A 24,903-nucleotide genomic window follows, 5' to 3' on the forward strand; every position below is an offset into this window, starting at 1 on the left:
CGAATTTTCTCTACTGCCATAGACTTCCATTATATCCAATCCCTACAGTTGCTCACGTTTCGGAGCCATACTCCGTAAAATATCTAAAAAGGCTGTGCCATCATGACTCTTCATCATGGACACAGCCCTTCATTTTACCGGTTTTATCAACTATTTTTTATTGTACGACTCCATCAGTCATGGTATAACCTTCCAAGGAGCCTGCTTTCACCTGAATACAAATAAAACCGATAGGACTGTCAGATGCAGCAGAAATCTGACGTTTTCCATCCGGAGCAATACGGAGCCAATCCCCAGCCTGCAATTCTATCTTTTCGCCATCAATAGTGATAAAGCCCTTCCCCGAAAGGATGCCGTAAATTTCTTCATTCTGTTTATGTGAATGAACAAAAGGGACTCCGGCACCGGCCGGAAGATGATTGATAGATACTTCGGCACCCGTCAGGGCAAGACTGTCATGCAACTCTACACGTGCATCTTGTGCTACGCTCATTTTTTGATAATTCTTCATAACTCCTTTATTTATTAATCAATAATAGTATTAAAAAAGATCTCCTTTTCTGTGTTTGAGAGATGATACAAAGGTAAGTAGTTTATAATCATCTAGCAATAAGGTACTTCTATGTCAGTCACTTACCTCTGTGTTACTAATATTGTTTATTAAGTTGTTCAGAAAAGCAGATTTAACCCTCATTAACAGAAAAGACTCCAAAAGCTACCTATCGTAGCATTCCACTTTTATCCCAATGATAGCAAATTATGGCAAGACATACCTCTTCTTACACAAATTACAGATATCATAACCTTGATTACGGATATAAGTGACAAGGAAGAACAATATTGGCCGGAACATCCTATCTTCGCAGAAAATAAGTGACTCCTATGAAAGAAAGAATATTAAATATAGAGACCGTCCATCAATGCAACTGCTGCCTGGGCTGCAAAACACTCCATCCGCTGGTAAGTGTAATCGACCTGTCAAAGAGCAATCTGGAACAGCAAATTATTAAATTTGATTTTTATACCATCCTGATGATGGAAGGGGAGATCGATGGTGTTTTATATGGGCGCAAGTACTATGATTATTCCAATGCATCATTGGTATTCCTCACGCCGGGAGAATCTATCAAAATAAACAAAAGCAAAGCACTTCCCTCAAAAGGGTGGCTGCTGGCATTTCATCCGGACTTGATTTCTCAAACCTCTTTGGGAGAACATATAAAAGATTACTCCTTCTTTTTTTACAATCCGGAGGAGGCACTCCACCTATCTCAACGGGAGAAGGCCAAGGCTGTAGAATGCATATGCAACATCGAAGAGGAACTTCGTCATGCGATAGACTGCCACAGCCAAATTCTGATTTCACGGTACATAGAATTGTTATTAGATCATTGCAACCGTTTCTACGAACGTCAGTTTATCACACGTTGCGAAGCTAACAAAAAGATTATGAAGAAAACAGATGTATTGTTGAAAGATTATATTCTATCCGGAAAATTAAAATACAATACATCGCCTTCATTGGGATACTGTGCAAAAATACTTCAACTGTCATCTCATTATTTCAATGACCTGCTAAAATTTGAAAGTGGAAAAAATATCGATGAATATTTCGAGTCAAAACGTTTGGAAATGGCTAAAAGCATGCTGCTCGACTCTAATAATACGGTAAGTGTAGTTACGGAAAAACTGGGATACCCCAATATACGATACTTTAGCCGTTTATTTAAAAGAATTACCGGAGTGGCTCCGAATAATTACAGACTCTCACAGAATTAGAAACTTTTTCTGATAATAATGGAGGAACTACATCACGTAACTCCTCCATTGTTTCTACGACAACAGCCTATGCTGGATATAAAGCCAGCGTCGCACCCAAATTCTTTTTCATAATATCTCTTTTATTCTGAATTTTCATCCTTTTTACTTATTCCACAGATTGGTGAGTGTTCTCACATAACGTGCTCTCTGCATACGGATTTTATATCCTCTACTATTTGCTCTACGGATAATCCATTCTCTCTCATCAGTTCTTCAGGCCGAAAATCTGTGGGGAATGATTTCTTTATTCCATAATTTTTAACCTTCATATCCGATAAACCATAAAAACTTGCAATTGTTTGCCCGAATCCTCCTTCCACTATGCCGTCTTCAAGAGTAAGCACAAGTTTATGGTCCGTTTTTAAGCACTCCAGCAGTTCTTCATCAATACCTGTGATGAATTTAGGATTTATCAGTGTTACATCATTACCCGTCAGGATTTTATATTTATCGGCAATTTGTACACCCAGTTCAAAGAAATCTCCAAGTGCAATAATCGCAACACCTGAACCTTTTCGTACGACCTGATATTTATTTAGTAAAGAGTAATCCGTGGTATCCTCAATTCCCGTCTCAGGCATCATCATTGGAATTCTGATAGCAATGGGATGCGCTTTCTGTGTAGTGGCATACTTAAACATGGCAAGATACTCCTCCTTGCTCGTCGGAGCAAGATATACCAGATTGGGTATATGTGAAATCATCGGAATATCATAGATCCCCAAATGAGTATTACTATTCATCCCATATACTGAAGCCATAAACACCATGATTACAGCCGGATTATTATTTAAACACAAGTCTGACGAAAGTTGGTCATACGTTCTCTGCAAGAACGGACTGAAAACTCCAAAAATCGGTGTTCCTCCATTCCTGGCAATACCACTTGCCATTGCAACAGCATGTTCTTCCGCAATACCTACATCAACAAACTGTTTGCCGGCACGCTTCCGATAGTCTTCCGTAAATCCTATTACAGACGGTGTTCCCGCAGTAATTGCAACTATATCCGACCTCTTTTCAATCAAGTCTAAAACAGACTCCCTGACAGTTTCATTCACCGGCCATCCGGGTCCTTTGGGAGAACCGTCTTCGATGTGAAAAGGACCTCCTGCATGCCAGTATTCTTTATTTTCTTCTGCATATTTCAATCCCTTACCTTTGATCGTATGGATATGCAATACTACTGCACGGTCTATATCTTTGACAGACGTAAATAATTTTATGAGTGCTGACACGTCATGCCCATCTCCAAGGTAATAATACTCCAACCCCATAGCCTTAAAAATATTATCAGGACTCTCCCCATTCGTGTCTCTAAGCTCTTTCAATCCTTTATAAAGTCCTCCATGATTTTCAGCAATGGATTGATCATTGTCATTGACTATAATAATCATGTTAGACCCAAGCATTGCCGCATTGTTGAGTCCTTCAAAAGCCTCTCCCCCACTCAACGAACCATCACCGATTACAGCGATGATGTTTTCTTTGCCACCTGTGAGATCACGTCCTTTTGCAAGTCCCATTGCCAGTGAAACAGATGTTGAGGTGTGTCCTATCGTAAAGAAATCATGCTCGCTTTCATCCGGATTAGTATATCCGGTGACATCATCATATTTAGCCGGATCAAGAAATGCAGCCATTCTTCCGGTAAGCATTTTATGAACATAGCTCTGATGGGATACGTCAAAAACTATTTTATCAATGGGAGAGTTAAAAACATAATGCAGTGCAATTGTAGTTTCCACCATACCAAGATTCGGGCCGATATGACCACCGTGTTCACTTAATTTCCTGATTAACGCAGTTCTTACTTCCTCAGCCAGCACACTTAGTTGTTCAACTGACAATTTTTTTATATCTTTCGGTAAATTAATATTTTCTATATACATTTTTTATACCTCCATTTAATTTACAACCTAATTTTTTCAAACCATTCCGTAACCAGATCCCGCGTTATCCGTCCATTTAAAAGTTTTCCATCTTTCCACACGATATCCGGATATGCTTTATGAAGATTCTTTTCACAATTTCCTATGCCGCTGCCTCCCGATGTAGCGAACGGAACAACTATTTTACCGGCAAAATCATAACTTTCCAAAAATGTATTAATTATAGTAGGGGCAATATACCACCAGACCGGAAAGCCTACAAACAGAACTTCGTACTTTTCCGGATGAAACAACGTACCGGAAATGGCAGGACGCGAGAGAGCATCTCTCATCTCCACCGAACTACGGCTTTTCTTATCATTCCAGTCCAGGTCAGCCTCCGTATAAGGAACCTCCGGCTTAATTTCATACAGATCTGCTCCAGTAATTGCAGCCAATTTCTCTGCCACAGCTTTAGTTACGCCGCTACATGAGAAGTACGCTACTAAAATCTTTCTGTCATTCATAATCATAACTCTTTCTCCTTGATCTAATTCTAATAATATTTAGTACTCTACATTCACTATGCAAAAGTATGCCGTTACAACAAAATCTACCGTATACAAATTACGGATAAGTGTAACACGATTACGGATTTTGCAAGATATCCGGACGGAGCTTGAACAACAGACCTTGCGACAAATTCCCGATAGAAGAATGTACATACGATACACCTCATTACATAACACTTGAAGAAAAGGACAGAATTATCAATGCCGACCTATCAGCCACTCCGCAACTGGCAATACAGAGGGATATATTTATATTCCAAACACTGATAGGCTGTCGAGTGAGCGACCTATACCGCATGACGCAGAGCCGACCCACGCACGCTACCCGAACTTCTGATAGAAAGGCATGACATTCTAATTGAAAAAATTGGCACACGGTTGAAAACCCATGCCACAGAAACAGATATAGCACGGTTGTTTATCGCATTAGTGGAATACTGTTTCATGCGGAAGTGTCCCATCAAGACTTTCAGAAATGCCTGTACAACCAGTTTAATAAACAAGAAATCGTTCATGAAAGAGGTATTCAGAAAGCATACAAAAATCTCATTTCGCCACTTGGAAACGGCAAAAAGTTGATAAAAGACGTTGGCGAAGACCATGATGCCATCGAAAAATTGAAAGCCTATCTATCCGATTAAAACTCGTTTAATTCGCTTTTGGATTTCACAAATCTAGCTAACTGAATATCATTGTTTTACGATTAATTTTCATTATATATTTGCGCCACTATCCTAATCGGGGTAGTGGCTTTTCGTTTATAATACTGCCAGAACGAGAAGCCTTACAACCGGCAGTTTTAAGAAGGCTATGACAGACTTATTGGCAATTATCCAAAACGGAAACGGCAACATCAAGCTGGAAATCAATGACGAGGATATGGCAGCAATGCAGACTTTGGCTTACGACAGTCTGCGGAAGAACCCAGAAAAAGTAGAGGATTCAAGTTATAATTCCGTTCTATATAATACAAAAGATCAATTAAATAGCTAATTTTGTATTCGGATAAAGGCAACTCTTTCCAAGACATTAGAGAAAAGAAGAAACGTTATGTTTATCTTGTAGGTGAAAACGTAGGAAATTTTCAGACTGATGTAAGAGATAGCATAGTGGTTCTCACGCATATAGCGTGGACCGTTCTTGTTACATCTGCATCAAAGGTTTCCTATGAACTTCACTTAGACGTGGCATAGGTGGCTCACGTTCTTTCATTATAAATTTAATAACCCAATAGAGCCATAGGGATTATTACGAATATGAATAAATTGCTTATGCCATTTATGACGCTTGTTTGCTTGCTTTTTACGGCTTGCAACAAGGATGATATTTTACCCGGTGGACCGATGCTCTGGACGTATGAGATTCTGACACCGGAAAGTGTAGAGTATGAAGGTGGCACCGTAGGTTGGATACCTAAAGAATGTTTCAAGGCAAACGGTAATGAGGGATATATCGTGATGACTTGCAAGAATTTCGATATGCTCAATCCTATTTCGGGCGGTTCTTACACATACGATTGTGGATGGGCAACGCTCAAGGTAGAAGCCAATCAGTTGAAGATTCATTTTCCCCGTCAGGTTTCGGAAGCCCCGGATGCATACGAGGAGATTACAATCTCGACAAATGATGGAAAGAGAACAGCAAGTACAATTATCTGTTTGTCTAGAACCTTTAAGGACGAAGGGCAACCCGATCCAGAGCCGGAACCTCTGCCCGAAGAAGCCAAGTTCAAGATGAAAAAGGCATACTTCACTCCGTTTATGCACCTTGACACCCAATTCCCGGCACCGCTCGATCTGGTGACGTTCAGAATCACGGATATAAACGACAATTACACCCCGCTGGGCTTTCCTGAGTTTACACAATATTACGACTCTATTGTTTGGAGTGCCGAGGGTTTCCCTCATACGTTCAGAGTCTATGAAAGCAATACAACGGAGGGAGGGATGGAAACACATCTTGCTACGGAATGGAGTTCGCACTTCTTCAAAAGCGGTACCATCAAAAATTACCTGAAAGGCTATCGCAAAGGAAAGGTTGAATATGAGACCTCACTCGCTGTGAGACTGTACGAACGTGATTTCTTGGGGATTGAATGGGGGACAATCGTGTTGCAGAGCCCACAGAACCTTACAACCTATTGCCTGCTGGACACAGATTATGAGTATCAGGTGTATGACATCGTGGCAAAGGATTATAACCCCTTTTCTAAAATAATCCCGGTGAACCATAAGCAACTCTCGGATTCAGACTTCCCGGCAGCAGCGCAAAAAGCCATCAAAACACTGATGGAGAATAACATTGGTGAAGGGCAAAATGCTGGTGGAAAAGAGAACCTGTTCAAATGCCTGCCCGAAGAGGGTGTGAAAGCTGAATTGTATTGGGAAAACAAGACTACCCGTATACTGATGTTGCATCAACTCTCCACTGACCCCGATGACCTGACACAAGAGAAGTATTATCTACACGTTGAACCTAAACAATAAAAAAATGAATAAAGTAATAGTCACATTCCTCCTTTTAATTGGTATAGTAGCATCATCTTGTACAACCTCTAAAAGTGTAATATCACAAAAGGCGGACTTGTCGAGGTATGAATATGCCTCAATTATCAACAACGACACTTATCATATTCCGGCTCAACTGATGGAATATGAAATACAACTATTTGATGCCATAGAGAGTTCCCGTCTTAAACTTGTCAATGATATACGTATTGGCGAACTTTCTCCGAATCAACAATCAAAGTTGCTTATGGTAAAATATGGAGTAGATATTTTAGAAGAAGAATCTGTCGTAACTGTAAATTTCATAGATTATCTCACTGGTCGCCCGATAGCTTCATGCCGTGGCGCATATACAACCTTAGGATTCAGCGTATCAGCAGACATTAGAGGTGCTATAAAACGTGTTGCTAAACAAATAGCAGAAACATTTCCTAAGTAATTTATTTCATACAGCGAATTTATAATGGTAAATGAATTGAATAAAGAAATGGATGTGGATAAATACAAAATAAGAAGTTGGTCTAAAGACGATTTTTCCACTTTAGCTAAATATCTTAATAATAAAAAGATATGGGATAATTGCCGTGATAGCCTACCATATCCTTATTCTGAAAACGATGCGCAACAATTCATCCTGTCCGTTTCAAGTCAAAACGAACAAAATAATTATTGTATCGAAGTAAATCAGGAAGCGGCTGGTAATATAAGTTTTGCTCGTGGTATAGATGTAGAGCGCTACAATGCAGAATTAGGTTATTGGCTTGCTGAACCATATTGGGGTAAAGGGATTATGACCCAAATGTTAGCACTGGCTATTAGCAGCTATTTTCATCATACAGATGTGATGCGCATTTGTGCAAATGTTTATGCTGGCAACATAGCATCGATGAGAGTATTAGAGAAAATAGGTTTTCGTAAATGTGGCATACATCGTAATGCCTGTTTCAAGAATGGAGTATTTACAGATTGCCATTATTTTGAATTGCTAAAAGAGGAATTTAGGAATTTGGTTAAATAGTACAAAAACACCCGGCTTTACATTATTGGGTATAAAACTGGGTGTTTATTTGCAAATTACTAATTTTCAGCGTTTATTGCGGAAAGATAGGCTCTCAGACCTCTAAAACATAAAACTGAACCCTCTCTTTTGTGAAGCATTGAAACGTTCAATCTCCAAAGAGAGGGATTTCTTTAATTGCCTTGCCATAAAGTCCAAGAAAACCTGATTGGTTTCTTCATCCTGACATTGGCGTAGGGAAAGGATATATTCTTCTCTATCCTCTTTAAATATCTTCGTCGGGAAAAGGTGATAGCAAAATTGGATGTAGTTCATCAGCAACCGAGCCATTCTGCCATTACCATCCACCCACGGATGTATGGTTACTAAATTCAGGTAGGCATTGAAACTCAGTTCATATTGTTCCCGAAATGTCCCCACTGTTTTCTACTTCGCTTGCAGTATAGCGCAAAGTTCATCTACCTTAGCAGGAACTTTCAGATAGTTCATATAAGCATGTCCACCGACACCAGCCGTAACACCACATAGAGGAAAATCCCCATTCGAAGAATCGAAAGAACCGCCCATTACACTGCGTACACTGCCTGTAGTGCGCATCAGTGTTGCATTCAACCTTTGTAGCAAGGCAGGAGTTATCTGTACAAGGCTACTGGATTCGGTTTTGGCAAGTTCATACGCTTGCTTCAAATCCTCATTCATCAGATGATGCACAAGCGGTTTCCCTTTCGCTGTTACTCCCTCGTCAAAAAGAAGCTGCGTATCAAGTTCCGTAAGCGTTGAGCCTTCAATGGCTGTGGAATGGGTAATAAGAGAAACAGGTAGTACTTATCATAGTCCACCGCTTCATTGATACCAAGTTTCTGAAACTTTTGGTATAACTGTTCTATCTCTTGCCAAACGCCTTGTTCCATTGCTTTTTATTTAATAGGCTTTATTCTTTTCAAAGGTAGTGTATTTACTATGTTCAGCCAAAGAAAAACATTCATTTAATATCGTATTTTTTGCACGTGTGGGGAAAATGTGAGGAAAATTCAGATAAAAGAAAAAGCTAAGTAATTGACTATTCAATACTTAGCTTTTTTCTTCGTACCCAGACCCGGGGTCGAACCGGGATGGAAGTGAATCCACTGGTGTTTGAGACCAGCGCGTCTACCGATTCCGCCATCTGGGCATTGGTTTCAAATGCGGTGCAAAGATACGGCTTTTTTTTGAACTTGCAAGAGTTTTATAAAAAAAAGGAGAAAAAAAGAATAAAAGATCGCATAAACACTTCTATTTTCAGAGAATAAACCGTATTTTAGCAGAAACATTTAAAACAGTCAATATCATGACAAGCAAAGATAATTATTGTGTCATTATGGGCGGAGGTATCGGCAGTCGTTTCTGGCCGTTTAGCCGCAAGACAATGCCTAAACAGTTTCTGGATTTCTTTGGAACAGGTCGTTCACTGTTGCAACAGACTTTCGACCGATTCAACAAAATTATTCCTACGGAGAACATACTTATCGTAACCAATGCGATATACGCAGACTTGGTAAAAGAACAACTTCCGGAATTAGATCCAAAACAAATCTTGCTGGAACCGGCAAGAAGAAATACGGCTCCGTGCATTGCATGGGCATCATATCATATACGTGCTTTAAATCCAAATGCCAACATCGTAGTTGCCCCTTCCGATCATCTGATCTTAAAAGAGGGAGAATTTTTAGCCGCTATAGAGAAAGGACTGGACTTTGTATCAAAATCTGATAAACTTCTCACTTTAGGTATAAAGCCCAATCGTCCAGAAACCGGATACGGATATATCCAAATAGCAGAGCAGGAAGGAGACAACTTCTACAAAGTAAAGACATTTACTGAAAAACCGGAACTGGAACTTGCTAAGGTTTTTGTTGAAAGTGGAGAGTTCTATTGGAATTCAGGCCTCTTCATGTGGAATGTCAATACAATCATTAAAGCAGGAGAAACTCTTCTACCGGAATTAGCATCTAAACTGGCTCCCGGAAGAGAGATTTATGGTACACCTGAAGAAAAAGACTTTATCGAAGAAAACTTCCCGGCATGCCCTAACGTTTCGATAGACTTCGGAATTATGGAAAAGGCTGATAATGTATATGTCTCTTTAGGAGACTTCGGATGGTCAGACCTTGGAACCTGGGGATCATTATATGATTTATCACCTAAAGACGAACAAAGAAATGTAACTCTAAAATGCGACTCATTGATTTACAACAGCAATGACAATATCGTTGTATTACCCAAAGGTAAACTTGCAGTGATAGAAGGTCTGGAAGGGTTCTTGGTTGCCGAATCAGATAATGTATTACTGATCTGCAAAAAGGACGAAGAACATGCCATACGCAAGTATGTGAATGACGCACAAATGAAATTAGGAGAAGATTATATTTAGTACTGTACGAAGTTAATTTCCTAAGTATAGGAAGTTAACTTATTACAGCTAAGAAGTTAACTTCCTATAATTACGAAGTTAACTTTATAAGTGCCACGAAGTTAATAAGAAAAAGGGGCTGAACGTTGCCGTTCAGCCCCTTTACTATTATTTAATGAAGGAAGAATTTTATTTGGCTGTTTCGTAAGCAGAACTAATAGCTTTGGCAATAGAAACAAACTCGTCGTCTGCCAGTTTCAATTTTGGATTAGAGAAAAGCATATCCGATTCTTTTTGAATAGGAATCAAATGAATATGAGCATGTGGAACCTCAAGTCCGATCACTGCTTCACCCACTTTTTTACAAGGAAAAGCTTTTTCAATAGCACGGGCTATTTTTTTGGCAAAAACGTGCATTGCAGCCAGATCTTCATCACTCAAATCAAAGATATAATCAACTTCCTGTTTAGGAACAACCAAAGTATGTCCCTTCACCAACGGATTGATATCAAGGAAAGCAAAAAACTTTTCGTTTTCAGCTACCTTATAGCATGGAATTTCACCCGCTATGATTCTACTGAATATTGTTGCCATAATCCTAATATATAAAATAGGGCAAGCCCGAATATGGACCTGCCCTCATGTTAAAACGAAATGTTTACTACTTCAAGACTGATTTTACCCTGTGGAACTTGGATCTCAGCAACATCACCTACCTTTTTGCCAAGTAATCCCTGAGCAATCGGTGTGCTAACGGAAATCTTTCCTTCTTTCAGATTTGCCTCGCTTTCTGAAACGATGGTATAAGTCATTTTCATACCATTCTTGGTATTCTTCAATTCTACTTTATTCAGAATCTGTACTGAATCTGTTTTCAGTTTCGATTCATCAATAATCTTAGCATCTGCTATAACAGCTTTGAGTTTGTTGATTTTCATTTCAAGCATACCCTGAGCTTCCTTCGCAGCATCGTATTCGGCGTTCTCCGATAAATCACCTTTATCGCGCGCCTCAGCTATAGCCGCAGAAATTTTGGGGCGTTCCACTGTTTCCAGTTCTTTAAGTTCCGCCATCAATTTCTTGTAACCTTCTTCTGACATATAAGCCATGATGTTTTCCTCCTTTTATTTTTAACGGTCATATAAAACAAAAAAGAATTCCAACATGAGTCATGCTGGAACCCTCTTTTCAATTATTTCTTCGCAAAGATAACCTTTTAAATGACATGTGTCAAGCAAAAAGCAATGCTATGTAACATATTTAAACGAAATCTTCTAATTTATAACAACTTAAAGCATAGACTTGATAGTACCTTCCAGATCTTTCACCGTCTCCCCACGGGCCCTCAGTTCATTGTTTCGGTTGATCAGGAAGAAAGCCGGCAGGTTCTGTACGCCATACAAAGCTGCATTGGTTGAGTAAATTCCATTCTCATCGCGCACGCATACCCAAGGCAGATTATCAGCTGATGTTTTCCAGAAATGCTCGTCGGCATCCAATGAGACCTGATAAATCTCCAAACCCTGACTTGCATACTTATTGTATAAATCACGCAGCATCAAGTTATGAGGAGCTGCCACCGCACTTTGATAAACAGTAAAATCAAGCAGAACCACTTTACCTTTCAAGTCAGTCAGCTTACGGATATTACCTTTCATATCTCTCAAAGCAATATCAATCACACCGGTTTCTGCAATTTTTTCTTCCGGTATCTCAATGGTCTTCTGTTGTGGAGTACGGGTATTCTTCATACCTTTTATCACTATATTATATAGATTCTTTGAACGCACCGCGTGCGGATAAGTATTGTTCAGACTGGTAGCCACTGCACCAAAACATTTAATATCATCCTTATTATTCAACGGATCAAAGATCATATAATTGTTTAATTTCTGAAATAGTGCAAAATAAGCAGAAGCAGTATTGGGTGCCGCAAAGATATAATTGATTTTCACATCATCTTTATAATTTTTCAGTAGTACGGCCAAGCTGTCTTCAAAAACATCGTTACCCAATTGATGAGCCTGTGCAGCCTTTACCAACGCATCTACATCTTTTTGCAGACGAACCTGTTTCAGAGTCAGCTCTTTAATTTTTGCAGAGTTCTCCGACCCTTCCACTGTATAAGCAGTAGAGAAATCTGTATAAGGTGCTTGAATGCTAACAGTTTCTGTTGAGTCAACCGAGAAATTAATTACTTTATCTTCAACCCGTAAACGATAAAACTCAGGAGATTCGGGACGCAATTGTTTAAAACTGAATGAACCGTCTCCTTTCAATTTTATAGAATCCAAAGGCACAATTCCTTCAAGTCCGGAAGCTTCCAGATAAAGCATTTTTCCATCTGCTCCCGAAACATCTCCCTTTACATTAAATTTAGGGTCAGAATTACAAGAACTTAAAGCAAGAGCCACAAGAGCTACTAACGTTACTTTTTTCATAATATGCGTGTTATTTTTCAAGCTGCAAATATACTTCTTTTCAAGATTAGTCAAAGCATTTTGCCGCGTTCTTCGTTCCAAAATTGAAAAAAATCAAATTCCTGCTAACTTTTTATCTCATTTTCACGATATTAGTGCAATAAATGTATATCTTTGCGGGAATTTTGAAAGAAAGATATTAGATAAAACAATTTTTATGATTAACCCAATTGTTAAGACGATCGAGTTGGGAGATGGCAGAACCATCACACTCGAAACGGGAAAGCTGGCAAAACAGGCAGATGGTTCTGTGATGCTTCGCATGGGAAACACCATGTTGTTAGCTACTGTTTGTGCCGCTAAAGATGCAGTTCCCGGAACAGATTTCATGCCGCTTCAGGTAGAGTATAAAGAAAAATTCGCAGCATTCGGCCGCTTTCCTGGTGGTTTTACAAAAAGAGAAGGAAGAGCATCTGATTATGAGATCCTTACTTGCCGTTTAGTAGACCGTGCTCTCCGTCCTTTATTCCCCGATAACTATCACGCAGAAGTTTACGTAAACATCATCCTTTTCTCAGCAGACGGTGTAGATATGCCTGATGCATTGGCCGGATTGGCTGCTTCCGCAGCACTGGCTGTTTCAGATATTCCTTTCAACGGACCAATTTCAGAAGTACGTGTTGCGCGTATCGATGGTAAATTCGTTATCAACCCGACTTTCGATCAGCTTGAACAAGCTGATATGGATATCATGGTTGCCGCTACTTATGAAAACATCATGATGGTAGAAGGTGAAATGAGCGAAGTGTCGGAAGCCGAACTACTGGAAGCAATGAAAGTAGCTCACGAAGCCATCAAAGTACATTGCAAAGCACAGATGGAACTGACTGAAATGGTTGGTAAGACTGTTAAACGCGAATATTGTCACGAAGAAAACGACGAAGAACTCCGTAAAGCCGTTCATGATGCCTGCTATGATAAATCATATGCTATCGCAGCTTCCGGCAACAGAAACAAACATGAACGCCAGGATGCTTTCGATGCAATCCGCGACGAATTCAAAGCACAGTTCTCGGAAGAAGAACTGGAAGAAAAAGGTGCTCTGATCGATCGTTATTATCATGACGTAGAGAAAGAAGCGATGCGCCGTTGTATTCTTGATGAAGGAAAGCGTCTGGACGGACGTAAAACAACTGAAATCCGCCCGATTTGGTGCGAAGTAGGCTACCTGCCCGGACCTCACGGATCGGCTATCTTTACTCGTGGTGAAACTCAATCATTGACTTCAGTGACTCTGGGTACTAAACTGGATGAGAAAATCATCGACGATGTTCTCGCTCACGGAAAAGAACGCTTCTTATTACACTATAACTTTCCTCCTTTCTCTACAGGAGAGGCTAAGGCTCAACGTGGTGTAGGACGTCGTGAAATCGGACATGGAAATCTGGCTCACAGAGCATTGAAAAGAATGATTCCGGAAGACTATCCTTATGTAGTACGTGTCGTTTCAGATATCCTTGAATCAAACGGTTCTTCATCGATGGCTACCGTATGTGCCGGAACTTTGGCCCTGATGGATGCCGGTGTGAAAATTAAAAAACCTGTATCGGGTATCGCTATGGGATTGATTAAAAACGCAGGTGAAGAAAAATATGCAGTGTTGTCTGACATCCTTGGAGACGAAGACCACTTGGGCGATATGGACTTCAAAGTGACAGGTACTAAAGACGGTATCACAGCTACCCAGATGGATATTAAGGTAGACGGTCTGTCTTACGAAATCCTGGAACGCGCCTTAAATCAGGCAAAAGAAGGACGTATGCACATACTCGGTAAAATAGAAGAAACAATTTCCGAACCACGTACTGAGCTGAAAGATCACGCTCCTCGTATCGAAACAATGACTATTCCGAAAGAATTCATCGGTGCTGTAATCGGCCCGGGCGGAAAAATCATTCAGGGAATGCAGGAAGAAACAGGTGCAACAATCACTATCGAAGAAATCGACAACGTGGGTCGCATCGAGATCTCAGGAACTAACAAGAAATCGATTGATGACGCAATCCGCTTGATTAAAGGTATCGTTGCTGTTCCCGAAGTAGGTGAGGTATACAAAGGTAAAGTTCGCTCTATCATGCCTTACGGTGCATTTGTTGAATTCCTTCCGGGAAAAGACGGTTTACTCCATATCTCTGAGATTGACTGGAAACGTCTTGAGACTGTAGAAGAAGCCGGCATTAAAGAGGGTGACGAGATCGAAGTGAAATTGATCGATATTGACCCGAAGACAGGTAAATTCAAACTTTCAAGAAAAGTTTTATTGCCACGTCCGGAAAAGAAATAAATAACACTAGTCTTTACTGACAGAGTGATAACCTGGCTATTATTAATAGTCAGGTTATTTTTTTATGGACAATCAGTATAAAAGTCATTCTTTCATTTTGATATTACGAAAAGTTTATGTTGCTTTGTCATAAGAAAATCCAATTAACCTTTAAAATCTATTCATGCCAAGCAACAACAGCCTTCACACCATGGACTTATTCAGCCAGTTCTTTCAAGAAAACCAGAAGAAGTTTCTGTCGTTTGCTTATTCATACACCCGAAATAAAGCCGCAGCCGAAGATATTCTGATGGAAGCAATGGTCAGCCTGTGGGAGAATCGCGAAAAATGGGAAAAAGATTCCAACCTGCATGCATTGCTGCTTACTATCATCAAAAACAAATCACTCAATTATCTTGAACACGAACAAGTGCGTATGAAAGCTGAAGAGGCGATCAATACACATAAGCAACGTGAACTCGATCTCCGTATCTCCACCTTGGAAGCATGCGAACCTGCGACAATTTTCGATACTGAGATACAACGCATCGTATATAAAACACTTGAACAGCTGCCGGAACAAAGCCGCCACATTTTCATATTAAGCCGTTATCACAATACTCCCAATAAGAAGATAGCCGAACAACTCGGCATTTCTATCAAAAGTGTAGAATTTCATATCACCAAAACATTGAAACTGTTGCGTCTCGAACTCAAAGATTATCTTATATCCCTACTTTTTTAAAAAAAACTTCATTTTCTTTTAGGGTTGTCCCAGGGTATCCTGTTATATATACAGAAGGAGGAAATAAAGCCTCTGACAATACATAAACTAAAAACATTTTATGGAACAGGAACTGCTATACAAGTATTTTAAAGGAACCACTTCTGAAGAAGAAGAAAGGCTGATTCTGGATTGGGTGGATGCCTCCCCCGAGAATCGGAAAGCATTTCAAAAAGAACGCATGCTATATGACATAGCCTTATTCACAGACGAAAAACAGATGAACCGGAAAGATAGAAAAGCCCGGATCATCCCTATGCTGAGGTGGAGTGCACGTATTGCCGCCGTAGTCATTGTAGCCATCAGTTTCGGATTCTTGTTTAAGAACTATCAGTATGAAAAATCAGCCTGCCAACAAACCATAACAGTACCTGCCGGACAACGTGCACAAATCACACTGGCGGATGGAACCAAAGTATGGTTGAACTCCAAATCGACCTTAACCTATGCATCCAACTTCGGTCGTAAAGAAAGAAATGTAGAGCTGGATGGAGAAGCCTATTTTGAAGTAGCCAAGAATAAAAAAATACCATTCTTCGTCAATACGGAGATTAATCGGGTGAAAGTGGTAGGAACCCATTTCAACGTCTGCGCCTACAAAGGCAGCAACGAATTTGAAACGACTTTAATTGAGGGAATTGTCGACATCTATCCGATAGGGAGTGATCAGGTAATTACCCGGTTGACAAAAGACGAATTTTTCGGATCGTACAATGGAAAATATAAAAAGACCACTTTGCCTTCGTACGAATATCTGAGATGGAAAGAGGGATTATACTGTTTTGATGATGCACCCTTTAACAGCCTGCTCAACAAACTGGAAAAATATTATAATGTGAACATCAGCGTGAGAAACCTGAACATACTCAACTACCGTTGTACCGGTAAGTTTAAAGAACAGGATGGCATAGAACATATCCTGAAAGTTATTCAGAAAGATCATAAGTTCACCTATAGTATCAACGAAGAGAAAGACAGCATCATCATTGAATAGAAATAAGGAAAGAGCTCAATATAAACCTTAAATTAGTACGAACCATTAAAAACCAGATACGCATGAAAAAATAGAAAAGAAAGTCCATTATTCTCAAAAAAAGAGAATCGGAAAGTACCCCCATACTTTCCGATTCGAAACAGTCAAAAATCGACCTTAATCAATTTATTAACTTAACACGTTACAAAGATATGAGAAAAATTTCTTTGCCGAGGCATTTATGCCCAAAAAATTTTGTTTCAAAACAAATATTGTTAGCCATGAAGATCACTTTATTCCTTCTCTTTTTCGTAGCATTCCAAGCTTACAGTGAGAATGGATACTCTCAAAGCACTAAAATAAGCATACCGCGTTCTAGTCTGAAAGTAAGCGAATTACTATCAAAAATAGAATCTCAGACAGAGTACCTGTTCGTCTACAATAAAAAAAACGTAGACACCAGACGCTGGGTAAACGTGCAAGCCGATAACAAAGCTGTATCCGAAGTTCTCGACCAAGCATTCAAAGGTACCAACATTAAATATGTGATGGAAGGTAACAACATTGTTCTGACCAGAAACAATGATAATGCCATAACTGCACAACAGGACAGAGTAACCGTAAAAGGAGTTGTTACTGATCAGAATGGTGACCCCATCATAGGTGCCAATGTACTCGAGAAAGGTACTACCAATGGCTGTATCACCGATATGGAGGGTAATTTCACCCTCAATGTACCCAGTAACGCCACTCTTGCAATCACCTATATCGGTTATCAGCCACAAAATATCCAGGTGAACGGACGGCAGAGTTTCAACGTTAAACTGCAAGAGGAAGCCATGGCACTGGAACAGGTAGTGGTAACCGCTATGGGTATCAAGAAGAAAGAAGCTTCCTTGACTTACTCAACCCAACAAGTGGGCGGTGACGAATTGACCCGTGCCAAAGATCCGAATATGATTAATGCCCTTGCCGGTAAAACAGCAGGTGTACAAATCACTAAAAGTTCATCCGGACTGGGTGGTTCGGCCAAAGTTTCCATTCGCGGTAGCCGTTCGATCAGTGGAAACAACCAGCCTCTGTATGTTATCGACGGTGTACCGATGCTGAACAGTAGCAATGAACAAGCTTCCACAGCTATTGGTGGTACAGCCGACGCAGGTAACCGTGATGGCGGTGACGGTATCTCAAACTTAAACCCGGACGATATTGAAAGTATGAGTATCCTGAAAGGAGCCTCTGCAGCAGCTCTCTATGGCTCACAGGCTGCCAACGGTGTGATCTTAATTACCACAAAGAAAGGCAAAGCCGGTATTCAAAAAATCACTTTCTCTTCTAATCTGACTGTAGACCACGCCATTTGTTTGCCCGAATTCCAGAACAATTACGCCATGGACCCTGAAGCCAAAAACAGTTGGGGAAAGAATCAAACACTGAAAGATTATAATAACGCCGATAATTTCTTTCAGAATGGTGTAACAGCCATCAACTCCGTATCTTTTATGAACGGCAGCGAAAAGATGCAAACTTACTTCTCTTATGCCAATACTACAGCCAAAGGTATCGTTGAGAAAAATAAGATGCAAAAACACAACCTCAACTTCCGCGAAACGGCTAACTTCTTTAATGATTACCTGAAGCTGGATGCCAACGTGAACCTGATGACACAAACTATCAAAAACCGTCCCACCTCCGGTGGCTATTATATGAATCCGTTGGTAGGTCTCTACGGTTTCCCGAGAGGTGAAGATTTATCCGAATACAAGAATAATTTCGAAGTCTTCGATCCTGCCCGTAACATGAACGTACAGAATTGGTATACTTCTTATCAGGACATGGAACAAAATCCCTACTGGATTACCAACCGCATCAACAGTAATGATAAACGCACACGCGCGATCGCTTCACTAACAGCCAATGTAAAAATTACCGACTGGCTGAATATCCAGGCACGCGGTACAGCCGACTACACACACGACCAGTATCAACAGCGCATGTATGCCTCTACCGCTCCTGCCTTAGCGGGGCAAAACGGACGTTACATCGACCTGAATCATACTGAAACATTGTATTACGGCGACGTCATGGCTATGGTAAACAAAAAATGGAATGACTTTTCATTGAACGGAGCCATCGGCGGCAGTATCAACAGTACAAACGTAAACTCCCTGAGACTGGATTCTAAAACAGCTTCCCTGTACTATCCGAATGTATTTACGGTAGCCAACATTAAAATGACACAGGCTGCCTACATCGATGAACAAATGAATCAGAAGCGAGTGTTGCAGTCTTTGTTCGGAACCGCTCAGTTGGGTTGGAAAGAGAGTCTGTACCTGGATGTTACCGCACGTAACGATTGGTCGTCGACACTGGCCTATACCAAACACAGCAGTTTCTTCTATCCCTCGGTAGGTCTGTCATGGGTACTGAACAATACAGTGAAACTTCCCGAATGGATTTCTTTCGGTAAGATCAGAGGCTCTTGGTCTAAAGTTGGCAATGACCTTCCATTGTTCATCAGCAACACGATCCCGGGCAGCAATGATATCATCGGAGCAGGTGGTGCCATCGTGACTTACTCCAAAGCCCCCTTCAACGATCTGAAACCGGAAATGAGTACTTCTTATGAAATAGGTACCGAATGGAGATTCTTCAATTACCGGCTCGATTTCGATATTACTTATTACCGCACCAATACCAAAAATCAGTTATTCACATTGCCTTCATCGGCAGGTGCCGACTATAAATACTACATGGTAAATGCCGGTAATATACAAAACGAAGGTGTTGAAATCACTCTTGGAGCTACTCCGGTAATGAATGATGCTTTCCGTTGGAAAACCCAATTCAACTTCTCCACCAACAAAAACAAGATTATCAAGCTTCATCCGGATCTCAAGACATTCGTTTATGGTGACGAAAGCTTCTCTTCTTCTTACTCCATGCGTCTGGTAGAAGGAGGTTCATTCGGTGACATTTACGGTAAAGCATTCGAACGTGACGAAAATGGCAGAGTGGCATTTACTACAGATAAAGACGGAGACAAGATCCCGAACGTTATCGGTGGCGGCAATACAGAAAAAGTAGGCAACTGTAATCCGGACTTTATGTTAGGATGGAGCAATACATTCACTTACAAAGGGTTCTCACTCTACTTCTTGATCGACGGACGTTTTGGCGGCGATGTACTCTCACAGACTCAGGCCGAACTCGACCAAAGAGGTGTCAGCCTGAACAGCGGTAAAGCCCGAGATGCAGGATATATCAATATTGACGGAACACAAGTGAAGCCGAGAAAATTCTACACCGCAGTCAGTGGACGTGACGGATGTACGGAGTACTATATGTACGACGCTACCAATATTCGCCTCCGCGAACTCTCTTTGGGCTACTCACTCCCTCAAAGCTGGTTGGCTAAAGCCGGCGGTGCATTTAAAGATGTCCAGTTGTCATTTGTAGCCCGCAACCTGTTCTTCATCTCAAAGAAAGCTCCGTTCGATCCGGATGCCGTTCTTTCGACAGGTAACGATAATCAGGGTATTGACGTATTCGGCATGCCGACTACCCGTAGCTTAGGTTTCAATATTAAGTTCACATTCTAAAAGAGATTCATCATGAAAAACAATATCAAATATATAGCAGGCATACTCTTAGGAGGATTGATCGGATTTTCAGCTTGTACTGATTCTTTTGAGTCGTTCAACACCAACGAAGCAGGATTCGATAATGATAGTAAAAAACAGGATTTCAATTATTATGGCATCCCTTTGGGAATCATTCAGCAAGGAATCTACTTCAACTACGACTGGGGAAGCGGCAAGAACTGGCCTTTTCAGACCATGCAAAACCTGGGGGCAGATCTATTCTCGGGATATGTGCATGACTTCAATCCCTTCAACGAAGGAAAGAACAACAGCACTTACTACATGATGGACGGCTGGAACGGTTCTACATGGGATAACACCTATGGATACATTATGCCGGAAGTACAGAAATCAGAGACTATTAATGAAAAAGACAATATAGGATTCTACGGTATTACCAAGATACTGAAAGTGGAATTAATGCACCGTTTATCCGACCTGTATGGACCGATCGTCTATACTCAGTTCGGATCAAAAACGGGTTCTACACCCGATACGCAACAAGAAGCATACAAAGCTTTCTTCAATGACCTGGATACAGGTATTGCCAAGATACGTGAATATCAGAAAGCCAATCCGGACATTGAGAGTTTTGCAAAATTCGATATCCTGATGCCGCAGGGAAAACGCACATTCAGCGAATGGATACGGTTCGCAAATTCTCTCCGTCTGCGCCTGGCTGTCCGTATTGCCATGGCAGACTCTAAGCTGGCTGTGGCAGAAGCCCAAAAAGCACTTACGGATGAAGAAGGATTGCTGGAAGGCAATGATGAAGTCGTAGCCGTTTCTACCTCTTCAGGTTATACTAATCCTTTCGGAGAAATCAATAAAGCATGGGGCGAAGTGTTTATGAACGCCAACATGGAGTCTCTATTAGTGGGTTACGAAGATCCCCGCATGGAAAAGTATTTTGATAAAGCAACCGGCTCTGATGCAACAAGCCTATCGACTATAAAGGTACTTACAAAGGTATCCGCCAAGGAACAGGCTTTAGTCATAAAAACTACAACGGACATTCAAAAAGTACCATTACCCAACAGACAGACGCCGTACTGATGACTCCTGCCGAAGTATGGTTCCTGCGTGCCGAAGCAGCTCTGCGAGGCTGGAGCAGCGAATCGGTGAAGGATTGCTATGAAAAAGGCGTAAAAGCATCATTTGCACAATGGGGTGCTGCCGGTGCCGAAGCATATCTGGAGAGTGACAGAAAGCCATCCGACTATGTAGACGCTTTCAAAGCAGCCAATAATGTGAAAGCAGTCAACACACTGACCCCAAAATGGGACGATGCCGCCGGCAATGAAGACAAGCTGGGACGCATCATTACACAGAAATGGCTTGCCATGTTCCCTGAAGGAGGAGAAGCTTGGGCAGAACAACGTCGTACAGGCTATCCGAGACTGTTCCCGGTATTGGTCAACCAAAGTGAAGGTACGGTAGATACCAACCTCGGACCACGTCGACTGAACTTCTTCGTAGGTATCAAAACGACCAATCCCGAGCAATATACCCAATTGGTAAATGCATTGGGCGGAATCGACAACTGCGGCACTCGCCTGTGGTGGGACACCGGAAGAAATTTCTGACACACAAAGGTATAAATTTTAATTAGTGGGTTTTCTTCGTATTAGTTGCGGGGAAAAGATTGGGAAGGGGCAAAGTCGAGGGGGACTTTGTCCCCTTTTTTATTAAAAACAGAATCAAAATAGCAAAGAATGAAGAATCCAGATCATGATCTATAACAGATTAACAATAAGCATATTACTCGCCACAAGACGTTTCAAAAGACGTTCGTCTGATGCAACAAAGATAAGATGCTTTTTTTACTTGTGCAAATCTTTTCGCATCGTTTTAATTATCAGTCATTTATCTATTCCCTTTGCATTTTGTACAGAGAGCAAGAATCCTGTTTCAAAAGACGAACGTCTTTTGAAACACAAGAGTCGTTCTATCTATCTAACTTACACAAACTTACCTCAAAATAAAAGCTGTATTCACAGCCTGCCATAGCCGGCCTGTCCATTCTTAATGGGAAGGCCCTGCTGAGTATGATCTATTTTATTCATTTTTAAACATTTGAGTTATGAATACGAAGATAAAACTTCTGTATGTAGGCTTTCGTGCGTTAAGCACATGCTGTCTGTACGCGGCTTTTTTAATGATAACATCGTGTGGCGACAATGTTGTGAACCCCGACAGCCCGGAACCGGACGGGGAAGATATGATTCCTGTTACAGTCAGCCGGGTTGAGGATGGCAGCTATATGGAAAGCCATGTTGATACTCCCGACACAACCGGGGGAAGAACGCTTGTGGACGAATGGGTGCCGGTGAAAGAGCCACCCGCCAGCAAGGCCATACCGGCTGCCGTGCCTTACGAGGGGCCTTCAGCGGTACGGATGACGCTCCGCGAAGAGCCACAAGTCACTACCCGTGCCGCTACATTGGGTAACGGCATTTATTTCCGGTTGATCGCTTTCCGTAAAGTAGGCAGCAATTACGTGTTCCAGTCGGCTGCGGATTTTACGACGAACGGGGCTTCCGCTCCCACACTCAGGCTAGGAAATCTGCTCACCAGAGCGGGAACCGTCCGTGTGATCGGATACTCGTTCAATAGTACGGCAGCGATGGGAACGATCCCTTCATCCTATACTTATAACAGTACTTCCGTCACTATCCCGAATATGAACAGTGACTTTATGGTCTATGACTCGGGGGACATAGCGAATGTGAGCACAATCAGCCACAACCTGTCGGTTAGTTTCACGCAAAAACTCTGCAAGCTGACGGTTAAACTCTCCTTGTCGCAGTTTGTAAGCAACACGTTCACCAACTGTACGGGCGTATACGTTTCTCAGGGCGGCAATGCGTCCGCCTGGACGATAGGCCCCTCTACAAATAATGTAAGTGCCAATACCGGAAATACGTCCACATTCAATATAGCCGATAATTCGACTGCCACTGTACGATTAGTCCCTTTTTCGGGTTCCCGGGCGATCACGGTGCATATCGGTACGCTGACTCTCAGTAATTCCTTCAACGCAAATAACCGGAATATCACCTCGAGTCAGAATGTCCAGTTGCTGCCGGAACGGAGCTATACCATAACACTACAGATCGGACTTGGGATACAAGTGGCGGCAAGTGACATTAACCTGACACAAAACGGATGTACAGCGAGTGATAAAAATGATTTGGCAAAGCTGAGATGGGGCACGGGAAATCTGAAAAGTACAGGAGCGAGTAATAATTATATATGGGGAACAAATACAGATAGAGGTTATTATTACACATGGTACAGTACCTATACAGGAAACACAAATATTAATAATACAGATCCATGTACAAGACTTAATCCTACAACGTATGGTTCAGGATGGCGAACACCAAGTAAAAATGAATTTGACAAATTAGCCAGATGCACAAATAAAATATTACAAAACAACGGTACATGGTTTATGAATGCAACCAAAGGATTATTTTTACCTGCTGCAGGTTGTCGGCAAGACGGAAAGGGTAGTAATACTTCGCCAACAACAGATTCCGGAACTGATGGCTACTACTGGAGTAGCGATATAGGTAATGGAAATAATACAGGGAAAAGACTATATTTTGGTAAACGTTATAACACCGCAGATGTGGCGGACCATGCCAAAAACAAAGGCGTTGACAGTTCGTTGCGTAAAAGGCACTAAACAATAATATTCACTTTTAAAATAGATAAATCATGAAAACAGAACTCAAAGGCTGGCTTGCGGACAATACCGTAACCACCGACAACAAAGAAGACAAAATCCTGGTATTGGAGAGCGCCGGAAACCTGACACTATCCGATGTACTGGATGAAATGAAGAAAGAAGATACCGGCTTGCGGGCAGAGACTTTAAAGCATGCCGTCGATCTTTTTCAGCGTACAGTATCGGAATTGGTACTGAACGGATACTCTGTCAATACGGGGTTATTCCGTGCTGTACCACAGTTTCGCGGTGTAATAGACGGTGGAGTATGGAATCCTGAGAGAAATTCTATCTATGTTTCCTTCAATCAGGATAAGGATTTACGTGAAGCTATCGCACGAACCGGCGTGAAAATTCTGGGAGCCAAAGGCGATTCAGCCTATTTTATCGGTGGTGAAGACGCCGCCACCCGTGCTACGGACGGTAGTGCAACTGCAGGACGTAACTATCGCTTACAAGGCAAGAACATCAAAGTAGCAGGTACAGATCCTGCCGTAGGTATCGTCTTGATTGATGAAAAAGGCACGGAAACAAAACTGCCGATGGATATGATAGCAGTAAACAACCCTTCGGAAGTACTGGTACTCTTACCGGCAGACCTGACAGACGGAATATACAAACTGCGACTGACCACACAATATACCAGTGGCAACCGGCAACTGAAGACACCACATGTCATCAGCCAAACCATCGTAATAGGCAATACAACCGAGGGCGACGGAGATATTGTGGACGACCCGACAGCATAAATCATACCGCATCGCTTCCCTTATGCAGGGGTGCATCGATATCTTGTGCAGTTCTGCACAAGGTGCCGGTGCGCCCCTACACAATGCGGCAATGCA

The 24,903-nt window shown here is 41.4% G+C and carries 18 protein-coding genes, 1 tRNA gene and 4 pseudogenes; 15 read left to right on the top strand and 8 right to left on the bottom strand.

Annotated features, from left to right (window positions below; translation table 11 throughout):
* Positions 1–157: 157 nt before the first annotated feature.
* On the bottom strand, positions 158–511 hold the full coding sequence (locus BSHG_RS01500) for a cupin domain-containing protein (protein ID WP_005782089.1): 354 nt from the start codon (positions 509–511) through the stop codon (positions 158–160).
* Positions 512–882: 371 nt separating this feature from the next.
* Between BSHG_RS01500 and BSHG_RS01495 the strand changes: the two genes are divergently transcribed.
* Positions 883–1,779: a helix-turn-helix domain-containing protein gene (locus BSHG_RS01495; protein ID WP_008661482.1), complete on the top strand. Its 897-nt coding sequence runs from the start codon at positions 883–885 to the stop codon at positions 1,777–1,779.
* A gap of 173 nt (positions 1,780–1,952) precedes the next feature.
* On the opposite strand, the gene BSHG_RS01490 is transcribed toward BSHG_RS01495, so the two are convergent.
* Together BSHG_RS01490 and BSHG_RS01485 are read right to left on the bottom strand one after the other, a co-directional pair.
* Positions 1,953–3,713: a 1-deoxy-D-xylulose-5-phosphate synthase gene (locus BSHG_RS01490; RefSeq protein ID WP_008661484.1), complete on the bottom strand. Its 1,761-nt coding sequence runs from the start codon at positions 3,711–3,713 to the stop codon at positions 1,953–1,955.
* Between the two features lie 20 nt (positions 3,714–3,733).
* Positions 3,734–4,219: a flavodoxin gene (locus tag BSHG_RS01485; protein ID WP_008661485.1), complete on the bottom strand. Its 486-nt coding sequence runs from the start codon at positions 4,217–4,219 to the stop codon at positions 3,734–3,736.
* A 158-nt stretch (positions 4,220–4,377) separates the two neighbouring features.
* On the opposite strand from BSHG_RS01485, the pseudogene BSHG_RS22690 reads away from it, so the two are divergent.
* The 6 genes and pseudogenes from BSHG_RS22690 to BSHG_RS01465 form a co-directional block, all read left to right on the top strand.
* Positions 4,378–4,569, top strand: a pseudogene (locus BSHG_RS22690) (recombinase); the annotation flags it as partial.
* Positions 4,570–4,621: 52 nt separating this feature from the next.
* Positions 4,622–4,905: pseudogene (locus BSHG_RS23805) on the top strand (DUF6043 family protein).
* A gap of 169 nt (positions 4,906–5,074) precedes the next feature.
* Positions 5,075–5,257: a hypothetical protein gene (locus BSHG_RS23380; RefSeq protein WP_005791439.1), complete on the top strand. Its 183-nt coding sequence runs from the start codon at positions 5,075–5,077 to the stop codon at positions 5,255–5,257.
* Positions 5,258–5,535: 278 nt separating this feature from the next.
* Entirely contained in the window at positions 5,536–6,750 is a 1,215-nt protein-coding gene (locus BSHG_RS01475) for a hypothetical protein (RefSeq protein WP_008661487.1), read from the top strand.
* Positions 6,751–6,754: 4 nt separating this feature from the next.
* Complete coding sequence (locus tag BSHG_RS01470; protein WP_005791437.1) at positions 6,755–7,210, top strand: hypothetical protein; 456 nt, start codon at positions 6,755–6,757, stop codon at positions 7,208–7,210.
* A gap of 48 nt (positions 7,211–7,258) precedes the next feature.
* Positions 7,259–7,789, top strand: a complete 531-nt coding sequence (locus tag BSHG_RS01465; RefSeq protein ID WP_008661490.1) for a GNAT family N-acetyltransferase — start codon at positions 7,259–7,261, stop codon at positions 7,787–7,789.
* 102 nt (positions 7,790–7,891) lie between these two features.
* Here BSHG_RS01465 and BSHG_RS22705 read toward each other — a convergent pair.
* Positions 7,892–8,700: pseudogene (locus BSHG_RS22705) on the bottom strand (Fic family protein).
* 176 nt (positions 8,701–8,876) lie between these two features.
* Positions 8,877–8,960: transfer RNA gene (locus tag BSHG_RS01460), tRNA-Leu, on the bottom strand.
* A gap of 156 nt (positions 8,961–9,116) precedes the next feature.
* On the opposite strand from BSHG_RS01460, the gene BSHG_RS01455 reads away from it, so the two are divergent.
* Positions 9,117–10,199, top strand: coding sequence for a mannose-1-phosphate guanylyltransferase (locus BSHG_RS01455; protein ID WP_005791384.1), 1,083 nt, complete (start codon positions 9,117–9,119; stop codon positions 10,197–10,199).
* A 168-nt stretch (positions 10,200–10,367) separates the two neighbouring features.
* Here BSHG_RS01455 and BSHG_RS01450 read toward each other — a convergent pair whose 3' ends face one another.
* From BSHG_RS01450 to BSHG_RS01440, 3 genes are all read right to left on the bottom strand, one after another.
* Complete coding sequence (locus tag BSHG_RS01450; RefSeq protein ID WP_005791382.1) at positions 10,368–10,772, bottom strand: HIT family protein; 405 nt, start codon at positions 10,770–10,772, stop codon at positions 10,368–10,370.
* A 50-nt stretch (positions 10,773–10,822) separates the two neighbouring features.
* Positions 10,823–11,287 carry a transcription elongation factor GreA gene (gene greA / locus BSHG_RS01445; protein ID WP_005791379.1) on the bottom strand — a complete coding sequence of 155 codons (465 nt, stop codon included), beginning with the start codon at positions 11,285–11,287 and terminating at the stop codon, positions 10,823–10,825.
* A 180-nt stretch (positions 11,288–11,467) separates the two neighbouring features.
* Complete coding sequence (locus BSHG_RS01440) at positions 11,468–12,619, bottom strand: TlpA disulfide reductase family protein (RefSeq protein WP_005791376.1); 1,152 nt, start codon at positions 12,617–12,619, stop codon at positions 11,468–11,470.
* Between the two features lie 196 nt (positions 12,620–12,815).
* Here BSHG_RS01440 and pnp point away from each other — a divergent pair, with 196 nt between their 5' ends.
* From pnp to BSHG_RS01410, 7 genes and pseudogenes are all read left to right on the top strand, one after another.
* Complete coding sequence (gene pnp, locus BSHG_RS01435) at positions 12,816–14,942, top strand: polyribonucleotide nucleotidyltransferase (protein WP_005791373.1); 2,127 nt, start codon at positions 12,816–12,818, stop codon at positions 14,940–14,942.
* Between the two features lie 163 nt (positions 14,943–15,105).
* Complete coding sequence (locus BSHG_RS01430; RefSeq protein ID WP_005791370.1) at positions 15,106–15,666, top strand: RNA polymerase sigma-70 factor; 561 nt, start codon at positions 15,106–15,108, stop codon at positions 15,664–15,666.
* A 100-nt stretch (positions 15,667–15,766) separates the two neighbouring features.
* Positions 15,767–16,699, top strand: a complete 933-nt coding sequence (locus tag BSHG_RS01425; protein ID WP_005791368.1) for a FecR family protein — start codon at positions 15,767–15,769, stop codon at positions 16,697–16,699.
* 260 nt (positions 16,700–16,959) lie between these two features.
* Positions 16,960–20,280, top strand: coding sequence for a TonB-dependent receptor (locus BSHG_RS01420; protein WP_005804036.1), 3,321 nt, complete (start codon positions 16,960–16,962; stop codon positions 20,278–20,280).
* 12 nt (positions 20,281–20,292) lie between these two features.
* Positions 20,293–21,908, top strand: a pseudogene (locus BSHG_RS0220810) (SusD/RagB family nutrient-binding outer membrane lipoprotein).
* A 497-nt stretch (positions 21,909–22,405) separates the two neighbouring features.
* Positions 22,406–24,016, top strand: a complete 1,611-nt coding sequence (locus tag BSHG_RS01415; RefSeq protein ID WP_008661497.1) for a hypothetical protein — start codon at positions 22,406–22,408, stop codon at positions 24,014–24,016.
* Between the two features lie 32 nt (positions 24,017–24,048).
* Positions 24,049–24,807: a DNA-binding domain-containing protein gene (locus tag BSHG_RS01410; RefSeq protein ID WP_005791353.1), complete on the top strand. Its 759-nt coding sequence runs from the start codon at positions 24,049–24,051 to the stop codon at positions 24,805–24,807.
* Positions 24,808–24,903 lie beyond the last annotated feature (96 nt).

The organism is Bacteroides sp. 3_2_5, from assembly GCF_000159855.2.
Lineage (GTDB): Bacteria > Bacteroidota > Bacteroidia > Bacteroidales > Bacteroidaceae > Bacteroides > Bacteroides fragilis.

Excerpts from the sequence above, each read along its gene's own strand:
- BSHG_RS01500 (WP_005782089.1), bottom strand. The coding sequence starts at position 511 with ATGAAGAATTATCAAAAAATGAGCGTAGCACAAGATGCACGTGTAGAG.
- BSHG_RS01495 (WP_008661482.1), top strand. The coding sequence starts at position 883 with ATGAAAGAAAGAATATTAAATATAGAGACCGTCCATCAATGCAACTGC.
- BSHG_RS01490 (WP_008661484.1), bottom strand. The coding sequence starts at position 3,713 with ATGTATATAGAAAATATTAATTTACCGAAAGATATAAAAAAATTGTCA.
- BSHG_RS01485 (WP_008661485.1), bottom strand. The coding sequence starts at position 4,219 with ATGAATGACAGAAAGATTTTAGTAGCGTACTTCTCATGTAGCGGCGTA.
- BSHG_RS23380 (WP_005791439.1), top strand. The coding sequence starts at position 5,075 with ATGACAGACTTATTGGCAATTATCCAAAACGGAAACGGCAACATCAAG.
- BSHG_RS01475 (WP_008661487.1), top strand. The coding sequence starts at position 5,536 with ATGCCATTTATGACGCTTGTTTGCTTGCTTTTTACGGCTTGCAACAAG.
- BSHG_RS01470 (WP_005791437.1), top strand. The coding sequence starts at position 6,755 with ATGAATAAAGTAATAGTCACATTCCTCCTTTTAATTGGTATAGTAGCA.
- BSHG_RS01465 (WP_008661490.1), top strand. The coding sequence starts at position 7,259 with ATGGATGTGGATAAATACAAAATAAGAAGTTGGTCTAAAGACGATTTT.
- BSHG_RS01455 (WP_005791384.1), top strand. The coding sequence starts at position 9,117 with ATGACAAGCAAAGATAATTATTGTGTCATTATGGGCGGAGGTATCGGC.
- BSHG_RS01450 (WP_005791382.1), bottom strand. The coding sequence starts at position 10,772 with ATGGCAACAATATTCAGTAGAATCATAGCGGGTGAAATTCCATGCTAT.
- greA (WP_005791379.1), bottom strand. The coding sequence starts at position 11,287 with ATGGCTTATATGTCAGAAGAAGGTTACAAGAAATTGATGGCGGAACTT.
- BSHG_RS01440 (WP_005791376.1), bottom strand. The coding sequence starts at position 12,619 with ATGAAAAAAGTAACGTTAGTAGCTCTTGTGGCTCTTGCTTTAAGTTCT.
- pnp (WP_005791373.1), top strand. The coding sequence starts at position 12,816 with ATGATTAACCCAATTGTTAAGACGATCGAGTTGGGAGATGGCAGAACC.
- BSHG_RS01430 (WP_005791370.1), top strand. The coding sequence starts at position 15,106 with ATGCCAAGCAACAACAGCCTTCACACCATGGACTTATTCAGCCAGTTC.
- BSHG_RS01425 (WP_005791368.1), top strand. The coding sequence starts at position 15,767 with ATGGAACAGGAACTGCTATACAAGTATTTTAAAGGAACCACTTCTGAA.
- BSHG_RS01420 (WP_005804036.1), top strand. The coding sequence starts at position 16,960 with ATGAAGATCACTTTATTCCTTCTCTTTTTCGTAGCATTCCAAGCTTAC.
- BSHG_RS01415 (WP_008661497.1), top strand. The coding sequence starts at position 22,406 with ATGAATACGAAGATAAAACTTCTGTATGTAGGCTTTCGTGCGTTAAGC.
- BSHG_RS01410 (WP_005791353.1), top strand. The coding sequence starts at position 24,049 with ATGAAAACAGAACTCAAAGGCTGGCTTGCGGACAATACCGTAACCACC.